The organism is Saccharopolyspora hattusasensis (assembly GCF_050972075.1).
GTDB lineage: Bacteria > Actinomycetota > Actinomycetes > Mycobacteriales > Pseudonocardiaceae > Saccharopolyspora > Saccharopolyspora hattusasensis.
This window is the reverse complement of record NZ_JBPCDC010000001.1, coordinates 2,350,632-2,370,072: the sequence shown is the minus strand read 5'-3', so window position 1 is coordinate 2,370,072 and position 19,441 is coordinate 2,350,632. Positions and strand designations below refer to the sequence as shown.

14 protein-coding genes are annotated in these 19,441 nt (G+C 68.6%); 6 read left to right on the top strand and 8 right to left on the bottom strand.

Going from position 1 to position 19,441, the window contains the following annotated elements:
* Position 1 precedes the first annotated feature (1 nt).
* The 5 genes from scpA to ACRXBZ_RS10375 form a co-directional block, all read right to left on the bottom strand.
* Positions 2-2,221 (bottom strand): methylmalonyl-CoA mutase, encoded by a 2,220-nt coding sequence (scpA, locus tag ACRXBZ_RS10395; RefSeq protein ID WP_433878926.1) that lies wholly within the window; start codon positions 2,219-2,221, stop codon positions 2-4.
* Positions 2,218-4,137, bottom strand: coding sequence for a methylmalonyl-CoA mutase subunit beta (locus tag ACRXBZ_RS10390; protein ID WP_433883841.1), 1,920 nt, complete (start codon positions 4,135-4,137; stop codon positions 2,218-2,220). The genes scpA and ACRXBZ_RS10390 overlap by 4 nt, the downstream gene beginning before the upstream one ends.
* 168 nt (positions 4,138-4,305) lie before the next feature.
* Positions 4,306-4,566, bottom strand: coding sequence for a type II toxin-antitoxin system RelE family toxin (locus ACRXBZ_RS10385; protein ID WP_168584693.1), 261 nt, complete (start codon positions 4,564-4,566; stop codon positions 4,306-4,308).
* Complete coding sequence (locus ACRXBZ_RS10380; RefSeq protein ID WP_433878925.1) at positions 4,563-4,823, bottom strand: type II toxin-antitoxin system Phd/YefM family antitoxin; 261 nt, start codon at positions 4,821-4,823, stop codon at positions 4,563-4,565. Before ACRXBZ_RS10380 ends, ACRXBZ_RS10385 begins: the two co-directional genes overlap by 4 nt.
* Before the next feature lie 67 nt (positions 4,824-4,890).
* Complete coding sequence (locus tag ACRXBZ_RS10375) at positions 4,891-5,091, bottom strand: DUF8847 domain-containing protein (protein ID WP_433878924.1); 201 nt, start codon at positions 5,089-5,091, stop codon at positions 4,891-4,893.
* Positions 5,092-5,248: 157 nt separating this feature from the next.
* Between ACRXBZ_RS10375 and ACRXBZ_RS10370 the strand changes: the two genes are divergently transcribed.
* The 3 genes from ACRXBZ_RS10370 to ACRXBZ_RS10360 all read left to right on the top strand — a co-directional run bounded on the left by ACRXBZ_RS10370 (position 5,249) and on the right by ACRXBZ_RS10360 (position 10,794).
* Entirely contained in the window at positions 5,249-7,777 is a 2,529-nt protein-coding gene (locus ACRXBZ_RS10370) for a DEAD/DEAH box helicase (RefSeq protein ID WP_433878923.1), read from the top strand.
* Positions 7,778-7,907: 130 nt separating this feature from the next.
* Positions 7,908-8,567: a DUF1349 domain-containing protein gene (locus ACRXBZ_RS10365; RefSeq protein WP_433878922.1), complete on the top strand. Its 660-nt coding sequence runs from the start codon at positions 7,908-7,910 to the stop codon at positions 8,565-8,567.
* Positions 8,568-8,712: 145 nt separating this feature from the next.
* Positions 8,713-10,794 (top strand): tetratricopeptide repeat protein, encoded by a 2,082-nt coding sequence (locus ACRXBZ_RS10360; RefSeq protein ID WP_433878921.1) that lies wholly within the window; start codon positions 8,713-8,715, stop codon positions 10,792-10,794.
* Here the strand turns inward: ACRXBZ_RS10360 and ACRXBZ_RS10355 are convergent.
* Together ACRXBZ_RS10355 and ACRXBZ_RS10350 are read right to left on the bottom strand one after the other, a co-directional pair.
* On the bottom strand, positions 10,789-12,516 hold the full coding sequence (locus ACRXBZ_RS10355; RefSeq protein WP_433878920.1) for a hypothetical protein: 1,728 nt from the start codon (positions 12,514-12,516) through the stop codon (positions 10,789-10,791). The genes ACRXBZ_RS10360 and ACRXBZ_RS10355 overlap by 6 nt on opposite strands.
* 73 nt (positions 12,517-12,589) lie before the next feature.
* Positions 12,590-14,488, bottom strand: a complete 1,899-nt coding sequence (locus ACRXBZ_RS10350; RefSeq protein WP_433878919.1) for a heavy metal translocating P-type ATPase — start codon at positions 14,486-14,488, stop codon at positions 12,590-12,592.
* 476 nt (positions 14,489-14,964) lie between these two features.
* Between ACRXBZ_RS10350 and ltrA (ACRXBZ_RS10345) the strand changes: the two genes are divergently transcribed.
* From ltrA (ACRXBZ_RS10345) to ACRXBZ_RS10335, 3 genes are all read left to right on the top strand, one after another.
* Positions 14,965-16,473 (top strand): group II intron reverse transcriptase/maturase, encoded by a 1,509-nt coding sequence (ltrA, locus tag ACRXBZ_RS10345; protein ID WP_433878918.1) that lies wholly within the window; start codon positions 14,965-14,967, stop codon positions 16,471-16,473.
* A 657-nt stretch (positions 16,474-17,130) separates the two neighbouring features.
* Positions 17,131-18,405: a group II intron reverse transcriptase/maturase gene (ltrA, locus tag ACRXBZ_RS10340; RefSeq protein WP_433878272.1), complete on the top strand. Its 1,275-nt coding sequence runs from the start codon at positions 17,131-17,133 to the stop codon at positions 18,403-18,405.
* Positions 18,406-18,539: 134 nt separating this feature from the next.
* Positions 18,540-18,884 carry an ArsR/SmtB family transcription factor gene (locus ACRXBZ_RS10335; RefSeq protein WP_168584687.1) on the top strand — a complete coding sequence of 115 codons (345 nt, stop codon included), beginning with the start codon at positions 18,540-18,542 and terminating at the stop codon, positions 18,882-18,884.
* Between the two features lie 9 nt (positions 18,885-18,893).
* On the opposite strand, the gene ACRXBZ_RS10330 is transcribed toward ACRXBZ_RS10335, so the two are convergent.
* Complete coding sequence (locus ACRXBZ_RS10330) at positions 18,894-19,232, bottom strand: YnfA family protein (protein ID WP_433878917.1); 339 nt, start codon at positions 19,230-19,232, stop codon at positions 18,894-18,896.
* Positions 19,233-19,441 lie beyond the last annotated feature (209 nt).

The following is a 19,441-nucleotide window of genomic DNA, read 5'->3' as shown; positions in this document are numbered from 1 at the left end:
ATCAGTGGTCGAGTTGGGTGCGGAGTTCGGCGAGCAGGCCCAGCGCGGCGTCGGCGATCACCGTGCCCGGCGGGAAGATCGCGCTGGCACCGGACTGCCGGAGGGCGTCGAAGTCGGCTGGCGGGATGACCCCGCCGACGACGATCATGATGTCGTCGCGGCCCAGTTCCCGCAGCCCGTCGCGCAGCGCGGGCACCAGGGTGAGGTGCCCGGCGGCGAGGCTGGAGACACCGACGATGTGCACGTCGGACTCGGCGGCCTGGCGGGCCACCTCGGCCGGGGTCTGGAACAGCGGGCCCACGTCCACGTCGAAGCCGAGGTCGGCGAACGCGGTCGCGATCACCTTCTGACCGCGGTCGTGGCCGTCCTGCCCCATCTTCGCGACCAGGATGCGCGGGCGGCGGCCCTCCGCCTCGGCGAAGTCCGCCACCTGCTGGCGGGCCGCGTCCAGCTGCTCCGACGGCCCCGACTCGTCCCGGTACACGCCGGTGATCGTACGGATCTGCCCGGAGTGGCGGCCGAACACCTTCTCCAGCGCATCGGAGATCTCCCCGACGGTCGCCTTCTCCCGCGCCGCGTCCACGGCCAGCGTCAGCAGGTTGTGCGCCAGGTCGGCGGGCCGCTCGTCCGACATCGACGCCTCGGCCGCGGCGGTGAGCCGGCGCAGCGCGTCCTCGCAGGCCTCGCTGTCGCGTTCGTCCCGCAGCCGCCGCAGTTTCTCCAGCTGCTGCGCGCGGACCCCGGCGTTGTCGACCTTCAGCACGTCGATCTGCTCGTCGCCGTCGTAGCGGTACTTGTTGACGCCGATCAGCGGCTGCCGCCCGGAGTCGATGCGGGCCTGGGTGCGGGCCGCGGCCTCCTCGATGCGCAGCTTGGGGATTCCGGCGTCGATGGCCTGCGCCATGCCCCCGGCGTCCTCGACCTCGGTGATGTGCGCCCGGGCGCGCTCGGCGAGGTCCGCGGTGAGACGCTCCAGGTAGTAGCTGCCGCCCCACGGGTCGATCACCCGCGTGGTACCGGATTCCTGCTGCAGCACCAGCTGCGTGTTGCGGGCGATGCGCGCGGAGAAGTCGGTGGGCAGCGCCAGCGCTTCGTCGAGCGCGTTGGTGTGCAGCGACTGCGTGTGCCCCTGGGTGGCGGCCATCGCCTCGACGCAGGTGCGCACCACGTTGTTGTAGACGTCCTGGGCGGTCAGTGACCAGCCGGAGGTCTGCGAATGGGTGCGCAGCGACAGCGATTTCGGGTTCTGCGGCTCGAAGGCCGCCACCAGCTTCGACCACAGCAGCCGGGCCGCGCGCAGCTTCGCGACCTCCATCGCGAAGTTCATCCCGATGCCCCAGAAGAACGACAGCCGGGGCGCGAAGGCGTCGATGTCGAGCCCGGCCTGCCGCCCGGCGCGCAGGTATTCGACGCCGTCGGCCAGGGTGTAGGCCAGCTCCAGGTCGGCGGTCGCCCCGGCCTCCTGGATGTGGTAGCCGGAGATCGAGATGGAGTTGAACTTCGGCATCCGCTGCGAGGTGTAGGCGAAGATGTCGGAGATGATCCGCATCGACGGCTGCGGCGGGTAGATGTAGGTGTTGCGGACCATGAACTCCTTGAGGATGTCGTTCTGGATGGTCCCCGCCAGTTTCTCCGGCGCGACACCCTGCTCCTCGGCGGCGACGATGTAGAGCGCCATCACCGGCAGCACCGCGCCGTTCATGGTCATCGACACGCTCATCTTGTCCAGCGGGATGCCGTCGAAGAGCTGCCGCATGTCGAAGATCGAGTCGATGGCCACCCCGGCCATGCCGACGTCACCGGCCACGCGCGGGTGGTCGGAGTCGTAGCCGCGGTGGGTGGCGAGGTCGAACGCCACCGACAGGCCCTTCTGGCCTGCGGCCAGGTTGCGGCGGTAGAAGGCGTTGGACTCCTCGGCGGTGGAGAACCCGGCGTACTGCCGCACCGTCCACGGCTGGTTGACGTACATCGTCGGGTACGGCCCGCGCAGGAACGGCGCCAAACCCGGGTAGGTGTGCGGGAAGTCGAGCCCCGCGACGTCGGCCGAGGTGTAGAGCGGCTTGATCCCGATGCCCTCCGGTGCTTCCCACACTAGGGCGTCGGAGTCCTTGCCGGTGGCGGACAGCAGCTCCTGCTGCCACCGCTCGGGGGCCGCGGCGGGCGGCCGGCGAACATCGGCGCTGTCCAGCGGGATGTCGGCGAAGTTCGGGATCTGCGTCATCGTCCCACTCCCGCATCGGTCTTGATGGGCGCATCGGTCTTGATGGGCGCATCGGTCTTGATGGACAACAGTTTCTGGACGTCGGTCAGGACGGCCAGCGCATCGCATCCGGCGAAGGCGAACCCGTCGACGCCGTCCGGTGCCGGATCGCTCGGTTTTCCGGCCAGCAGCACGTGTTTCGCGCCGGCCCGCTTGACCGCCGCAGCGGTTTCCGCGGCGCGTTCGGCGTAAACTTTGTCGCTGGAGCAGAGGCACACCACCGGCGCGCCGGTGTAGGCCGCGAGAACGTCCGCTGTGGACTCGGTCGCGCCGGCGTCCGTGCATTCGATACCGCCCGCTGCGAACAGGTTCCGCGCGAACGAGGCGCGCGCGTTGTGCGCGGCGAGCGAGCCGAGCGTTGCGAGGAACACCGCAGGGCGTTGGCCGGTGGCTTCCAGCTGCGCGTCGGCGGCGTCGCGCAGCCGCTCGAAGTCTTCTGCGTAGCGGTACGCCGGCAGGCCGCCGGACGGCCGTTCCGGCGTGGGCTCCCGCTCCAGCGGCGGCTCGTCCAGGTTCGGGAACTCGCTGACGCCGATGATCGCGTCCTCGCGGTGCGCGATCGCGGCGCGGCGCTCTTCCCAGGTGGCCGCGAGCCGGTCGGCGACCAGGCCGGACTCCAGCGCGGCGGGCAGCCCGCCTGCCGCCTCGATCTCCTGGAACCACCGCCAGGCGGCCCGCGCCAGCTCCTCGGTCAGCGACTCGACGTACCAGGATCCGCCCGCCGGGTCGATCACCTGCGCGAGGTGCGACTCTTCCAGCAGTAGCGACTGGGTGTTGCGCGCGATGCGGCGGGCGAAGTCGTCTGGCAGGCCGATCGCGGCGTCGAACGGCAGCGCGGTCACCGCCTGCGCGCCGCCGACCCCGGCGGCGAACGTGGCGATCGTGGTGCGCAGCATGTTCACCCACGGGTCACGCCTGGTCAGCATGGCCGCCGACGTCACGGCGTGCTGCACCTGTGCCCGCGCCGGCTCCGATGCGCCGCTGGACCGGGTCACCTGCTCCCACAGGCGCCGCGCGGCGCGCAGCTTGGCGATGCTCAGGAACTGGTCGGCGGTGGTGGCGAAGCGGAACTCCAGCAGCCCGGCGGCAGTGTCGACGTCAAGCCCGGCCTCGGTCAGCCACCGCAGGTAGGTCGTGGCCACCGCGAGCGAGCAGCCGAGCTCCTGCGCGTCCGAACCGCCCGCGTCGTGGTACGGCAACCCGTCCGCGACCAGCGCCTTCAGTTCCGGAAACTCCGCAGCGCAGCGGCGGGCGAGCGACACCGCCGCGTCCCGGTCGCCGGGCCGGCCGGTCCCGGCCTGCACGCCCAGCGGGTCGGCGCCGAGGTTGCCGCGCAGCGCGGTGCCGGGCAGGTCCTGCTCGGCGGCCAGCGCCAGGAAGGTGTCCGCCGCCGCGCCGAAATCAGCGCCCGCGTCGAGGGTCATGCCGATCATGTCCAGGTGCACGCCGGTAAGCGCGTCGGCGAGGTCGTCGACCGCCAGCCCGCCGGCTCCGAGCCGCAGCCACAGCGACGACACCCCGTTGTAGAGGTCCGCCAGGATCTCGCGGTTCGTCTCGGCTGCGTCCGGGTTCTCGTGCCGCTGCCGCACGTCCCAGCCTTCGGCGACGCTGCCCTGTGGGCGGCTGCCGCGCACGAACGGCGCCAGCCCCGGCGCACCGGCCTCCGGCGGGCCTTCGGTGTACAGCGGGTGCACGACTATGCCGTCGTAGGTCGTCGAGGCCAGCACGTCCTCCACCGGCCCGGCGGGATCCTGCTCGCCGATCAGCCCGGACCGCTGCAGCACTTTCTTGACCTGAGCCCGCCACTGCTCGCGGTCCACGGGCCTGGCCGAGGAGAGGTCCAGCCCGCCGCCGCTCGTCGTCGAGTGAGCCACCATGAACGTCATGGTAAGCCGATCCGCCGGTTCTGGAACCATCTGTGACCTGGAACTCGCATCGCTGGTTGTACTAGCCAGGATTCACTTAGCCCCGCTCTGCGGTGGGCCTCCGCCGGTTCGGCGAGCTCTTCGCCAGTCACCTGACCCGTCGGTGCGAGGGGGCGGTTGTCAGCGCTCGTAAATCTCGCGGCGGTGGCCGACTGCGACCACCACGACGACGAGACGCCCGTCTTCGACGCGGTAGATCACCCGGTAGTCGGCGACTCGGATCCGCAGGTAACCGGAGACTCCCTTGAGCGCGATGGCTCCGGCGGGCCGTGGATCGTCGGCGAGCTGGTCGATCGCGATCTGTAGCCGTCGCCGAATCGGCTTGTCAAGCTTGGCCAGGGTTTTCAGAGCGTCGCGGGTGATCTCGATCTGGTAGGTCACCGATCCCGTTCCAACGCGACGATCGCAGCTTCCCAGGAAACCGTGCCGGACTCCTCTGCTTCGGCGACGCGGCGCGCCCAGTGCGCGTCTTCTTCGGCTTCCCAGTGCTCGGCGACGTCCGCTGCCACGAGTGCGGCAACCCGCTTGCCTCGATGGGTCAGGTAGACGTACTGGCCCTCGCTCGCCAGCTCGATGTAGCTCGGCAGGTGGGCGCGGGCAGACGAGACATTGACTTCAATGGCGGCGCTGTCGTCCATGTGTACAGCTTCGACGCTCATGCACGAATTGTACAGTCGGTACAAGTAGTCGATAGATCACCCTCTGTTACTGCCGCGAGTGGCCGCAGAGGTGGTAGACCCAGCCGGATTCCGGGGTGTAGTGGAGTTCGTAGTGGGTTTCGATCTTCGGGCCGTCATGCAGGTGGATGTGCCGCAGCAGCCGTCCCGCGACCGCCTCGGAGTCGCGAAGGTCCTGGATCCGGCCGTCCAGCGGCCCGCCGACGAAGCGCACGTTCCGGCTCGTCATGACATCCCTCCTCCCGCACGTGCCCCATGGTCCCCGATCGACGGCGCCTAACACCAGCGTGCAAACCGGCGTGCCCACGAAGACGTGGCCGATGAGCCCGCATCCGGCCACCCCGGGTCGATTCGGCCGGAGTTGGGCAGGGACGATGGAGGGCACGATGAAGCTCACCGACCAGCTCCCAGCCCTCTCGACCGACTCCCCGGACCCCGACGCGGTGCTCGACGCGTTCGTGTCCTGGACCACCGACCAGGGCATCGAGCTCTACCCGGCGCAGGAAGAAGCGCTGATGGAGGTCGTGACCGGGGCGAACCTGATCCTGAGCACGCCGACCGGCTCCGGCAAGAGCCTGGTGGCCACTGGGGCGCACTTCACCGCGCTGGCCGCAGGCAAGCGCAGCTTCTACACCGCACCGATCAAGGCGCTCGTGTCGGAAAAGTTCTTCTCGCTGGTGGACATCTTCGGCGCCGAGAATGTCGGCATGATGACCGGCGACAGCAGCGTCAACGCCGACGCCCCGATCATCTGCTGCACGGCGGAGATCCTGGCCAACATGGCGCTGCGCGACGGCGACCGCGCCGACGTGGACCAGGTCGTGATGGACGAGTTCCATTTCTACTCCGAGCCCGACCGCGGCTGGGCGTGGCAGGTGCCGCTGCTGGAGCTGCCGCGCACCCAGTTCGTGCTGATGTCGGCGACGCTCGGCGACGTCACCTTCTTCCAGGAGGACCTGACCCGGCGCACCGGCCGGGAGACGGCCGTGGTCACCTCGGCGGAGCGGCCGATCCCGCTGACCTTCCGCTACGCCAAGACGCCGCTGCACGAGACGATCGAGGAGCTGCTGGCCGGCCAGCAGGCCCCGGTGTACGTCGTGTACTTCAACCAGGCTTCGGCGCTGGAGCAGGCGCAGGCGCTGATGAGCGTCAAGGTCGCCACCCGCGAGCAGCGCGACGAGATCGCCGAGGCGATCGGCGACTTCCGCTTCACCGCCGGGTTCGGCAAGACCCTGTCGCGGCTGGTGCGGCACGGCATCGGGGTGCACCACGCCGGGATGCTGCCGAAGTACCGGCGGCTGGTGGAGCAGCTCGCGCAGGGCGGGCTGCTCAAGGTCATCTGCGGCACCGACACCCTCGGGGTGGGCATCAACGTGCCGATCCGCACCGTGCTGATCACCGGGCTGACCAAGTACGACGGGGTTCGCACCCGGCACCTGAAGGCGCGGGAGTTCCACCAGATCGCCGGTCGCGCCGGCCGCGCCGGGTACGACACCGCCGGTTACGTGGTGGTGCAGGCGCCCGAGCACGAGATCGAGAACGAGCGGGCGCTGGCCAAGGCCGGCGACGACCCGAAGAAGAAGCGCAAGCTGGTGCGCAAGAAGGCGCCCGAGGGCTTCGTGTCCTGGAGCGAGAAGACTTTCGAGAAGCTGGAGTCCGCCGAGCCGGAGCCGCTGCGGTCCAGCTTCACCGTCAACCACGCGATGCTGCTCAACGTCATCAACCGTCCCTCCAACGGTCGGCACCGTGATGCGTTCTCCGCAATGTCGCACCTGCTCACCGACAACCACGAGGACCGGCCGACGCAGCGCCGCCACATCCTGCGCGCCATCGCGATCTACCGCGCGCTGCTGGCCGCCGGGGTGGTCGAGCAGCTCGACGAGCCCGACGAGCAGGGCCGCCGGGTGCGGCTGACGATGGACCTGCAGTTCGACTTCGCGCTCAACCAGCCGCTCTCGCCGTTCGCGCTGGCCGCCATCGAGCTGCTGGATTCCGGGTCGCCGGGCTACCCGCTGGACGTGCTGTCCGTCATAGAGTCCATTTTGGACGATCCGCGGCAGGTGCTGTCGCAGCAGCAGTTCAAGGCCCGCGGCGAGGCAGTCTCGCAGATGAAGGCCGACGGCATCGAGTACGACGAGCGGATGGAACTGCTGGAGGAGATCACCCACCCCAAGCCGCTGGCCGAACTGCTGGAAGCCGCCTACGAGACCTACCGCAAGGGGCACCCGTGGGTCGGCGAGCACGAGCTGTCGCCGAAGTCGGTGGCCCGCGACATGTTCGAGCGGGCGATGAACTTCGTCGAGTTCGTCAACTTCTACGGGCTGGCCCGCTCCGAGGGGCTGGTGTTGCGCTACCTGGCCGACGTCTACAAGGCACTGCGGCACACGGTTCCCGACGACGCCAAGACCGAGGAACTCACCGACATCATCGAGTGGCTCGGCGAGCTGGTCCGCCAGGTCGACTCCAGCCTGCTCGACGAGTGGGAGAAGCTGCGCCACCCGGGCGCGGGGCCGACGGCCGTGGCGATGGACAAGGACCCGGAGCGGATCACGCTGAACAAGCGGGCCTTCCGGGTGCAGGTGCGCAACGCGTTGTTCCGCCGCGTGGAGCTGGCGGCGCGGCGGCGCTACGACGAGCTCGGCGCGCTGGACGCGGAAGGCGGCTGGGACGCCGACGCATGGGAGGACGCGCTGGAGGAGTACTTCGAGCAGCACGAGGAGATCGGCACCGGCCCGGACGCGCGCGGCCCGGCGCTGCTGATCATCACCGAGGAGCCGGAACGCTGGCTGGTCCGGCAGATCTTCGCCGACCCGGCCGAGGACCGCGACTGGGGCATCAGCGCCGAGGTCGACCTCGCCGCCTCCGACGAAGCGGGCACCGCGGTCATCCGGATCACCGACGTCAACCAGCTCTGAGGAATGTTTCCAGCCTCGTTTCGCGCAGCGGGTGCGGGTAGCGGCCCCCTGCGGCCGCCGTGTCCGACCGCAAGTTCCATTGAAATCAGACCTTCGATTTCAATGGAACTTGCGGATCACCGGCGTGATCATGGTCTGGCATCAAACGGTCCAGTTCGGATATCGTCTGCCGACCCCGGACAAGTGGAAACAGGTGGGCATGCAGCAGGCTGAGGACATCACACTGTTCGGGCTCGACGGTTGGCGGTGGCTCAACCAGCCGGTGAACTGGTTGTCCTACGCGGGATTGACGGTGACCGCCGACTCCGGCACGGATTTCTGGCGGACGACCCACTACGGCTTCGTGCGCGACAGCGGGCACGCGCTGCTTCGCCCGGTGGGGCCGCGGTTCACGTTGACGACCCGGTTCTTCGGCGATTACCGGGAGCAGTACGACCAGGCCGGGCTGTTGCTGCGGCTGGACGAGCAGAACTGGATCAAGGCGGGCATCGAGCTCGTCGACGGCGAGCAGCTGCTCGGCGCGGTGGTGACCCGCGAGGTCTCGGACTGGAACGTGGTGCCGCTGGAGGCGGTGTGCGGCCCGGTCGAGTCGATCACCCTCCAACTGGAGCGGGCCGGCGACACCGCAACGATCCGCTACGGCGCCGACGGCGACGAGCCCAAGACGCTGCTTCGGGTGGCGTACTTCCCGCCGGAGGTCCCGGCCGAGGCCGGGCTGATGTGTGCCTCCCCGGACGGCGCGGGTTTCCCGATCCGCTTCGCCGAACTGTCCCTCGTGGAGGGCTCGTAGTCTTCTCGGACATCGCACCGCGACGGGTTCTCGGGGGTTTCTCGCGATGTCCCGCCGTTGGCAGCGAGTGCCGAAGCTGTCACGCTCCGATGGCCCACCCGGTATCGTCGCGGGGGAGAGATCGACAGCACCGGTGGGGGTCGGGATGGAAGCGTGGCACAACGCCAACAGCGCTCGGGTGGGAAACCTGCTCCAGGTCGGACGCGCCGAGCACATCGTGATGAACCTGGGCGGCCACTCGGAGCCGGTGTGCCCGGACATGCTCAGAAAGGACCCCTCCCACTTCGGCTTCACCAACCGGACCGCGGAACTCGCCGAACTGGACCGGCTGTGGCGCGACGCGGAGCGTGCCGGAAAACCACTGGTCGTGGTGCTCAGCGGCATGATGGGCATCGGCAAGTCGTTGACGGCGCTGCGCTGGGCGCACCGGATGCGCGACGAGTTCTCGGGCGGGATTTTCTTCGGTGAGCTGCACGGATCCAATCCCGCCGAGACTCGGTCCCCGGGCGAGGTGCTGGGCAGGTTCCTCGGACGGCTCGGGCTGACCGGCGCCGCGCTGCCCGCGACGGAGGAGGAGCGCGGCGATGCGTTCTGCGAGATCACCGCGCACCGCCGGATCCTCGTGATCCTCGACGACGCCGCGACTGCCGCGCAGGTCCGGGCGCTGCTGCCGTCGTCACCGACCAGCGCGGTGCTCGTCACCAGCCGCCGCGAGCTCACGTTCCTGGGCGGCGGCGTCGTACCGATGCGGCTGGCGCCGTTCGAGGAGGATGCGGCGATCACGCTGCTGGCGGGTTCGCTCGGCGACGGCGCGGAGGCGGAAGCGGACGCGCTGCGGAAGCTGAGCAATGCGTGCGGCCGGCATCCGATGGCGTTGCAGGTGGCAGCCGCGCAGCTGCCCGGCCGGTCGTCGATATCGTCCTATGTGGACAGGATCGCGCCGGATCTGCTGCGCCGCCTGGAGGTGGACGGGGAACGGCCCTTCGACGGTGCCTTCGAGTTCGGTTACCAGGCGTTGTCGGCGGATCAGCAGCACGCCTACCGGATGCTGGGATGCCATCCCGCGACGGAGTTCTCCCTGGAGGCGGCTGCGGCGCTGCTCGACCAGCCGGTCGCGGACACCGAGGATCTGCTGCGGGCGCTGTCCCGGGCCCACCTCGTGGTTCCGGTCGATCGCAGCCGGTACAGCATCCATGCGCTGGTGCGGCAGCATGCGAAGGCCAAGCTGTCCGCTGACGACGATTCGCGGTCGGCGTTGCGCCGGACCGTCGAGCACTACCACCACTTCGTGATGGCGCGGGACGTCGTGCTGTCGAAGCGGCGGCGGCTCAGTGCGCGGTACGAGAAGGTCGTTCCGGCGCATGAGGGGGAGCGCGCGTCGGAGCGGGCGTTGGACGAGCTGGAGGCGGAACGCGAGACGCTGCCGGCGTTGGTGGGCATCGCGGTCGGAGTCGGGCTGGACGACCGCGCCTGGCAGCTGTGCGAGAGCCTGTTCAGCTATTACACCGATCGCAACTACTTCGTCGACCTGATCGAGATCCTTCCGCTCGGGATCGCGGCGGCCGAGGGGCTGGGCGATCCCCGGGCGCTGGTGCGCATGCACTCGCACTCCGGTTCGGCGTACTACGCGGTGGGGGAATACCGCGCGGCACAAGAACAATTCGAGCTCTCGTACGACATCGCCGAGGCGAACGGCGACGATTGGGGGCAGCAGAGCGCTATCGAATGGCTCGGTCTCATCCACGAGCGGCGCGCCGAGTTCGACGAGGCCCTGCGCTGCTTCGAACGGTCCCGCGGCATCGTGGAGAAGCACTTCGCAGCAGACCGGCGGCCCCGTCCGCTGGCGCTCTACCGCATGCACTCGGGGCGGGTGTTGACCCGCTCCGGGCGGGCACCGGAGGCGCTGCCGCGGTTGGCGGAGGCGTTCGATTTCTTCGTCGGGCTCGGGGAGCAGGCCAACAGCGCGAAGGTGGCGCTGTCGCTGGCCGAAGCGCACTTGCAGCGCAACGACCTGGCGGAGGCGCTGCGGTGGGGTCGCAAGGCCCTCGAACTGTGCCGCGCGGCGCGGATGGCGGCCGACCAGGCCGAGGCACTGGAGCTGCTGGCCGAGCTCAGCGCCCGCAGCGGGAACGTGCAGGCGGCGGCGGATCAGCGCCGGGAGGCGGCGGAAATCCTCACCGTGCTGGGGAATCGGCGTGCTCAGGCGCTGCTGGCGCGCGAGTCATGACACCGCGACCGGTCGGCCGTTGACGGTGAGGCCGGCGGAGATGTCGGCGAGCTCGCGTCCGGTCGCCAGCCACTCGAACATCGCGGAGGCGTAGAGCGCCGGGTCGTCGGTTCCGCTGAGGCGTGCTTGGTCGCCGCTTCGGGTCCGGACGATGCACGAGTCGCCGCACACCGCGGCGGCGAGTTGCAGGCCCCGATGGGACGAAATGGCTTCCCGGAGCCAGGTTTCGGCGTGGCGCCCCCAGCGCTCGGCGTCGGTCAGCACGAGCACGTCGGCGACGGCGCGAAGTCGCCGACCGGGGTGGTCCGCCGCCACCACCAGGTGGCTCCGTTCCGGAATTCGCCCTGCCGGAATCATTTCCGCGGGATGCCGGTCCAACGAGATCTCGCATCCGCCGTGGACCTTTCCGGTGACGTGCATGGCGGTTGGCCGCCACGGCCAGTCTCCGTCCGGGAGTCCCCGCGCCGTGTCGGGTGGCACGCCTGGTTCGGTGCGCGGTTCCGCCAAGCCGAGCATCGAATAGCACAACGTCCGCAGGTGCTCCGCCGCCTCGCCTGGGCGTGAGGTGATCATCTGGTGCAGGGCGGCGGACCTCTCCGGGGTGTGCTCGGCCACGGTTTTCCACAGCTGCGGCAGGATCGGCTGGGTCAGGTCCAGCCGGGGCGCATGCGATCCGAGCAGCGCGACCGCCGAGTCGGGGGCGACCGCGGACTCCGGGAACGCCGCCAGCGACGTGGGCCGACCCAGCGCCGCGCCGTACGCGGTCACCGAGCCGTGGTCGCCGATGAGCAGATCGGCGGCGACCAGTGCGGCGCGCCAACCGTGCTCCGGCGGCACGACCATCAGGCCCGAACGCTGGTGCGGCGCCAGCCAGCGGTGCACCTGGTGTGGGCCGTGCTCGTACCAGATGTGCGGGTGCAGGATCGCCACCACGCGGAAGTCGTCGACCGGCAGTTCGGCCAGCAGCCGTTCGTACAGTTCGGAAACCTCGCCCAGCAGCGAATTCTTCCGCCAGGTCGAGCTGACGGCGATGACGGTCTGGTCGCCGTCGGCGCCTAGCGCCAGGCGGTAGTGCGGCCGCCACGGGATGCTGGCGCGGAGCCGGTCGTAGCAGGGATCCCCGGTGACGACCGCTACCTCGGCGGCCTGCGGTGCCGAGGCGCGCAACCGCGCGAGCTGCTCATCGTGCGAGAGCACGATCGCCGACGGGATCGGACGGCCGCCGGCCAGCAGCAGCTCAGGTGACAAGCCGAAGGCTCGGCTCGGCTCGGCTCGGCTCGGCTCGGCTCGGCTCGGCTCGGCTCGGCTCGGCTCGGCTCGGCTCGGCTCGGCTCGGCTCGGCTCGGCTCGGCTCGGCTCGGCTCGGCTCGGCTCGGCTCGGCTCGGCTCGGCTCGGCTCGGCTCGGCAACTATCTTAGTGTACCGAATTCCGTGCGGTAGCGACAGAATCGGTGCCTTGATGCGCAGCAGTCCACTGTGGCCTGCCGTGATGGCGAGGTCGAAAGGACGATCATCGATCTCGTCTGCGGAGAGCGGGAAGACGCCCTTGGCCGCGAACAACTCGGCCAGTCCGTTCGGTGTCGGGTCGGCGCTGTTCCAGACGAACCGCAGCCCGACGCGGAAGTCGCCTTCGAACAGGTCCACGACGTCAAGCAGACGGGTCATCGCCGTGACGTTGTCGACGAGCACCAGGACGTGCTTCGCGGTCCGGACGGTGGGCATGCGGTCCCCTCTGTCGTGAGTGCGCAACCGGGCTCCAGCCCGGTTGCGCACTCACGACCCTAGCCGCGGGCGGTCAGCGGCGGCGCCAGGCGTGTTCGCCGAGCAGGCGCAGGCCGTTGAGGCCCACGATGATCGTCGAACCCTCGTGGCCCGCCACGCCCAGCGGCAGCGGCAGGTGCCCGACCAGGTCCCACACCACGAGGACGGTGATGAAGGTGCCCGCGATGACCAGATTCTGCTTGACCAGGCGGCGGGCGCGGCGGGACAGGTCCACGACCTTCGGCACGGCGGCCAGCTCGTCGCGGACGACCACCACGTCCGCCGTTTGCAGCGTCAGGTCGGAGCCGGTGCGACCCATCGCCACCCCGCAGTGCGCGGCGGCCAGCGCGGGCGCGTCGTTGATGCCGTCGCCCAGCACCATCGTCCGCTGCCCGGATTCCCGCACCGCCGCGACCTTGTCTGCAGGCAGGAGCCCGGCGCGCACGTCGTCGATGCCCACTTCGGCGGCGACCTGCGCGGCCGCGCGCTTGTTGTCGCCGGTGAGCAGCACCGGTTCCGAGCCGGTCAGTTCTCGCAGCTCCCGCACCGCTTCGGCGGCATCCGGGCGCAGCCGGTCGGCGATCCCGAGAACCCCGGCGGGCGCGCCGTCGACGGTCACGAGCACCGCGGTGTGGCCCGCGGCCTCCAGGCCGGCGGCGAAGTCCGAGTCGCGCGGGCTGGTGACCTCCACCGCGCGTCCGTCCACAGTGGCCGAAACGCCGTGCCCCGGGGTCGCGTGGAAGTCCTCGGCGTGCGGAATGGCGATCTCCTTCTCGTGCGCGGCGGCCACGATCGCGCGCGCCAGCGGGTGCTCGCTGAGGTGCTCCGCGCCTGCGGCCAGCGCGAGGAGTTCGTCGGTCGCCCAGCCCTCGGCCGGGTCGATCCGCACCACGCGCGGCGTGCCTTCGGTGAGGGTGCCGGTCTTGTCCAGCGCGACCCGCTCGACCTCGCCGAGCCGTTCCATCACCACGGCCGACTTCACCAGCACGCCGTGCCGCCCGGCGTTGGCGATCGCGGACAGCAGGGGCGGCATCGTGGCCAGCACCACGGCGCACGGCGAGGCGACGATCATGAACGTCATCGCGCGCAGCAGGGCGCTCTGCAGGTCGTCGCCGAGCAGCAGGGGGATCGCGAAGACCGCGAGCGTCGCCACCACGACGCCGATCGAGTACCGCTGCTCGACCTTCTCGATGAACAGCTGCGTCGGCGCCTTCGTCTCGCCGGCCTCGGCGACCAGTGCCACGATGCGCGCGATCACCGATTCGGAAGCGTCCTTCGCGACGCGCACCCGCAGCGCGCCGGTGCCGTTGAGGGTGCCCGCGAACACCTCGTCGCCCGGCTGCTTCGCCACCGGCAGCGGCTCGCCGGTGATGGTCGCCTGGTCGACGTCGCTCGCGCCGTCGAGGACCTCGCCGTCGGCGCCGATCCGCTCCCCAGGGCGCACCACGATCACGTCCCCGACCTGCAGCTTCGCCGTGTCGACGGTCTCCTCGACGCCGTCGCGCACCCGCACTGCGGTCTCCGGCGCCAGGTCGAGCAGGCTGCGCACCGAGTCCTCGGTGCGGGCGGTTGCGTAGGCCTCCAGGGCGCCCGAGGTGGCGAAGATGACGATCAGCAGCGCGCCGTCGGTGATCTGCCCGATGGCGGCGGCGCCGATGGCCGCGACGATCATCAGCAGGTCCACGTCCAGGGTCTTCTCGCGCAGCGCCTGCAGCCCGGCCAGGCACGGTTCCCAGCCGCCGGTGGCGTAGCAGACCAGGTAGAGCGCCCAGTAGAGCCCGGCCGGGCCGGCGGTGAGCTGCACGGCGAGGCCGAGCAGGAACGCCACCAGCGCAGCGGCGGCCCAGCGCGCCTCCGGCAGCGCGAACAGGCCGCGCCCGGTCTTCGGCAGCGCGGGTATCGGCGGGGTCGTGCGGTCTGTGGCGGCGGTCATCGCGAGCACCCTTCCGGCGTCGGTTTGCGGGTCCGGGCGAGCACGATACATGAATGAGTGATCAGCTATTCATATGTCCCAGTCGTTAGAATGCCGGGCATGTTGCGTCCACCAAGCTGCGTCGAGCTTGCGGGTGGGAGTCCCGTCCCGGTAGGTATCGGAGCGCCGGGTAGCAGGCCCCGGTTCGTCGTTGAGAAGCGGCGGGCTGAGCGGGGTGTCAAAAGCCTCTTTGGAGGGAGCAAGCGCGCGGGCCGTAGTGCCATCAGGTGCGAGTCCTGCAGCCTCGTCAGATTCACAATGGGAGAGCCGAGCCGCTCATGTCACGGTGAAGGCCATGCCCGCCAAGCCTCGTTCCGGGGTCAAGCTTGGTGGGTCTCTCCGGGGTACGGGGAGCGGCACGTGCGCATAGTTCGATGCGGAAGTGGAGAGGCCCGTCTGGCCCGCCGACGTCCGGCAAAGACCCGAGGTATAAGCCGATGGTGAAATCCGAGGGAGGCCAGCGGGAGTCCGACGGGGTCGTAGTACCGCTGAGCGGCGTGAGGAACACGCCGGGAGGGAAGGACCCCGGCTTTGATCATGCTTGGGAAGTGGGTAAGCGTCAGGGCATGACCGGCTTGGTCCGGTCCAACAACCCCGGCCGGTCACAGCCGGTCGTAGCTGGGGAAGGGCCGCTGGAGCGGCCGTCGCCGGTGAAGGTGCGAGAACTGCAACGCAAGCTATGGGCTGCGGCCAAGCAGTCTTCGGGTCGGTGTTTCCACGCCCTGTTTGACCGTATCCACAGGGGTGACGTCCTGTGGGAGGCGTGGGAACGGGTGAAAGCGAACAAGGGCGCGGCCGGGGTCGATCGGATCACCCTGGACGTGGTGGAGGCCTATGGCGTGGACCGCATGTTGCGTGAGTTGCGTGATGACCTCCGGGCAGGTCGGTATCGTCCCGCGCCGGTGCGGCGTGTGGATATCCCGAAACCACAGGGCGGTAAACGGCCGTTGGGTATTCCCACGGTCCGGGACCGGGTGGCCCAGCAGGCGACCAAGATCGTGCTGGAACCAATCTTCGAGGCGGATTTTCTGCCGTGCTCGTATGGGTTCCGGCCGAAGCGGTCGGCCACGCAGGCGATGGAACGGTTGCGGACCGGGTTCATCGAGGGCCACGTGTTTGTTGCGGAGTTCGATATCCGTAACTTCTTCGGCGGGATCGACCATGAGCGGCTGCTCGCGGAGCTCGGCCGGAGAGTCTCGGATCGGCGGGTGCTCAAACTGCTGCGATTGTGGCTGCAAGCAGGAGTGATGCAGGCTGATGGGGCGCTGGAGCGGACGGTCGCGGGCACCCCGCAGGGCGGTGTGATTTCACCGTTGATGGCGAACGTCTTCCTGCACGTTCTGGACACCGAACTCACCCGCCGTGGGGTGGGTGAGCTGGTGCGCTACGCCGACGACGGCATGGTGCTCTGCCGCGATGAGCGGCAGGCCAGGGCGGCCCTGAACGCGGTGGGAGAGATCCTCGGCGGACTGGGGTTGCAGCTGCATCCGGACAAGACGCGAGTAGTGGACCTCAGGCAGGGCCGCGAGGGCCTGGATTTCCTCGGCTGTCACTTCCGTGCCTGTATGTCGGGGCGGTTGTGGGAACGGAAGCGCATCGTGCGCTACTACCTGCACCGCTGGCCGGGTCAGCAGGCGATGAAGCGGCTAAGGGGCAAGGTTCGGGATCGCACCGGCCGCAACCGCGCAGGAACGGATATTCGCATCGTGATCGCGGATCTGAATCCGGTCCTGCGTGGCTGGGGCAACTACTTTCGCACCGGGAACGCCGCCAAGAAGTTCCGGCAGGGTGACAACTACGTGGTGACGCGGCTTCGTGGCCTCATGGTCAAGAAGCGGGGCCGAAACCTCCATGCAGGTCAGGCTGCGCAGTGGAACGAGGACTGGTTCAACGGGCACGGCCTGCACCGACTTCGCGGCACCATCCGTTATCCGAAGGCGGCGTAACCATGCCAAGAAGATCATCGGTAAGCCGTATGCGGGGTGTGTCCTGAAAGGGAAGTGGTGACGGTGTAGAAGATCGCCAGCATGATCCGTGCTGTGCCAGTGATGGAGGTAGGCCCTCCGGGATCGCCGTGCAGGCGGAGGTCCCAAACCGCCGCAGTGTCATGTCGGTCAAGAGCCGGGGTGGGAAGCGACTGCGGAAACGGCCCGTTATCAGCGGGTCAGGTAGGCGGCGAGAAGACGAACGTGTGTGAACCACTGCTGACGCGTCGAAAGGCTTCTGATGACATCGAAACCGGGAAGCCCGCATATCCCGGGATCAAGGAGCGCTCTTCGGGGTGTTCCCTCAGCCAGGGAGCTGCCTGCGTGTGGCCCTGGTGGTGTCCGGCGTATAGGTGGCGTGAGCTCGTTGCAGGCGCTGGCATGGAACAGGAGAACCTGTCGTCTCGATACCGACGGCCAGTTGACAGGGCCGCTATCCGGCCTCTGGCGGTCGACAGGGAGGACCGCGAGCGGCGACAACCGCGAGCGGCAGAGTACCGATGCGAGGCACAGGGGCGGGCCGACTCGTAGTAGTGATGAAGGTCCTGTAATGGGACTAGAGCGAAGGGGTCGGGCAGATCAGGTCGCCCAACGGTCAACCTTTCGGGGGATGAGCCGATGAGTGGACCACAGTTGACGGTGAAGTCGTTTGACATTTCGAAGCGCCTCGTATTCGAGGCGTGGGAGAAGGTTCGGGTCAATCAGGGTGCGCCGGGTGTGGATGCTGTCAGCATCACCGAGTTCGCCAGTAACGAGAAGCCTAACCTCTACAAGCTGTGGAACCGGATGAGTTCGGGAAGTTACTTTCCTGGGCCTGTGCGGGCGGTGGAGATACCAAAGGATCATGGGGCGGGTGTCAGGGTGTTAGGCGTGCCCAACGTGGGCGACCGAATCGCTCAGACCGCAGCGGCGATGCTGCTGGAAGAAAAGCTGGAGCCGATCTTCCATCCTGACAGCTACGGCTATCGTCCGGGGCGTTCGGCCCACGACGCGCTGGCCGCGGCGAGAAAGCGCTGTTGGAAGCAGGACTGGATTGTCGATCTCGATATTCGGGCCTTCTTCGACAGTGTTCCGCATGATCTGTTGCTCAAAGCTGTGGCCCACCATACAGACGAGCGTTGGGTCCTGCTCTGCATCCGACGGTGGTTGAGCGCCCCTATGCAGATGCCGGACGGGACTCTCGTGCGAAGGGAGAAAGGAACCCCGCAAGGTTCCCCGATCTCGCCCCTGCTGGCCAACTTGTTCATGCACTATGCGTTCGATCGTTGGATGGGCCAGGAGTATCCTGGCTGCCCCTTCGAGCGCTACGCTGACGATATTGTTGCCCACTGCAACACCGAGAGGCAAGCCCGGAATCTGAGGGCTGCTATCGCTACCCGGCTCGGGGCTCTTGGCCTTGAACTGCACCCCGACAAGACGAAGGTCGTGTATTGCAAAGACGGCCGCCGTCGAGGGATGGCAGAGCACACCAGCTTTGACTTCCTCGGCTATACCTTCCGGGCGCGCTGCTCCCATGGTCGGCAAGGGTTCTTTGTGGGCTTTCTGCCGGCCATGAGTCAAAAGGCGAGGAGAGCGGTTGGCCAGAAGATCAGGGCATGGCATCTTAACCGTCGTAGTGGCACGGACCTGTCCAGTCTTGCCCGGGAAATCAACGCCCAGGTGAGAGGCTGGATCAATTATTATGGGGCCTTCTATCGCTCCGAGTTGTACTCCCTCGTAATGCGCATCAACGAGCACATCGTTCGGTGGGCAATGCAGAAGTTCAAGCGATTGAGGGGGCAGCCGGCCAGGGCATGGGCATGGTTGGACGCTGTTCGACAGTACCGGCCTCGGCTTTTCGCGCACTGGTACATGCTCCCGTTCATCAACAGCCGATCTGTGGGGGCCGGATGACGGGAGACTGTCACGTCCGGTCCTGCGAGAGCGGGAGGGTGAGATTCCCTCCCGCTACTCACCAAAACCGCACGTACGGATTGAAAGGGGGATGGGGAAACGGGCCGGCAACGGCACCGCGCCCCTGACTACCAATGGGTCACGTAGTCAATCGCGAGGTCACGCCCGCCGCGCGGCTGGACGCGGCGTCAGCGGCCTCGGTCGCCGAGACGCTGCAGGCGCTGGCCACGCCGTCGAGGCTGCTGATCCTCAGCGAACTGCGCCAGCGCGCGATGGCGGTGGGCGAACTGGCGGAGGCCGTCGGCATGGAGCAGTCCGCGGTCTCGCACCAGCTGCGGCTGCTGCGCTCGCTCGGGCTGGTCGTCGGCAACCGGTCCGGCCGCAGCGTGGTCTACTCGCTGTACGACAACCACGTCGCCCAACTCCTCGACGAAGCGGTCTACCACATCGAGCACCTGCGTCTCGGCATCCGCGACTGACATGCGCCGTCAGGCTGAGCGCGGCGCGTACATGATCACGGCGACGCCGGCCAGGCAGATCAGCGCCCCGATGATGTCCCAACGATCGGGCCGGAACCCGTCGACGAAAACGCCCCAGAGCAGCGACCCGGCTACGAACACCCCCCCGCCGTAGGCGGCGAGGATCCGCCCGAAGTGCGCATCGGGCTGGAAGGTGGCGACGAATCCGTAGATGCCGAGAGCGATAACGCCAGCACCGATCCACAGCAGGCCGCGCTGCTCCCGAACCCCCTGCCAAACGAGCCAAGCCCCACCGATCTCGGCGACGGCGGCCAGCACGAACAGGACTACGGAACGCAACACGGACATACCCGAACGCTAGCCGCCCGACTCGGTGATGCGTGAAGGGAGAGTGCCCGTCACTACTCGAGCTCGCCAAAGATTGAAGGACTAGGGGTGCGGGCAGCAGTCGGGGCAGCTGCCCCCATAGCGATCTAATTGGTGCCAGAGAAGGCGACCAAGGCGTAAGGGAGTGCCGAATGCCCATCGCGGCAGCGAGCAGACCTAGTCCGATTGCA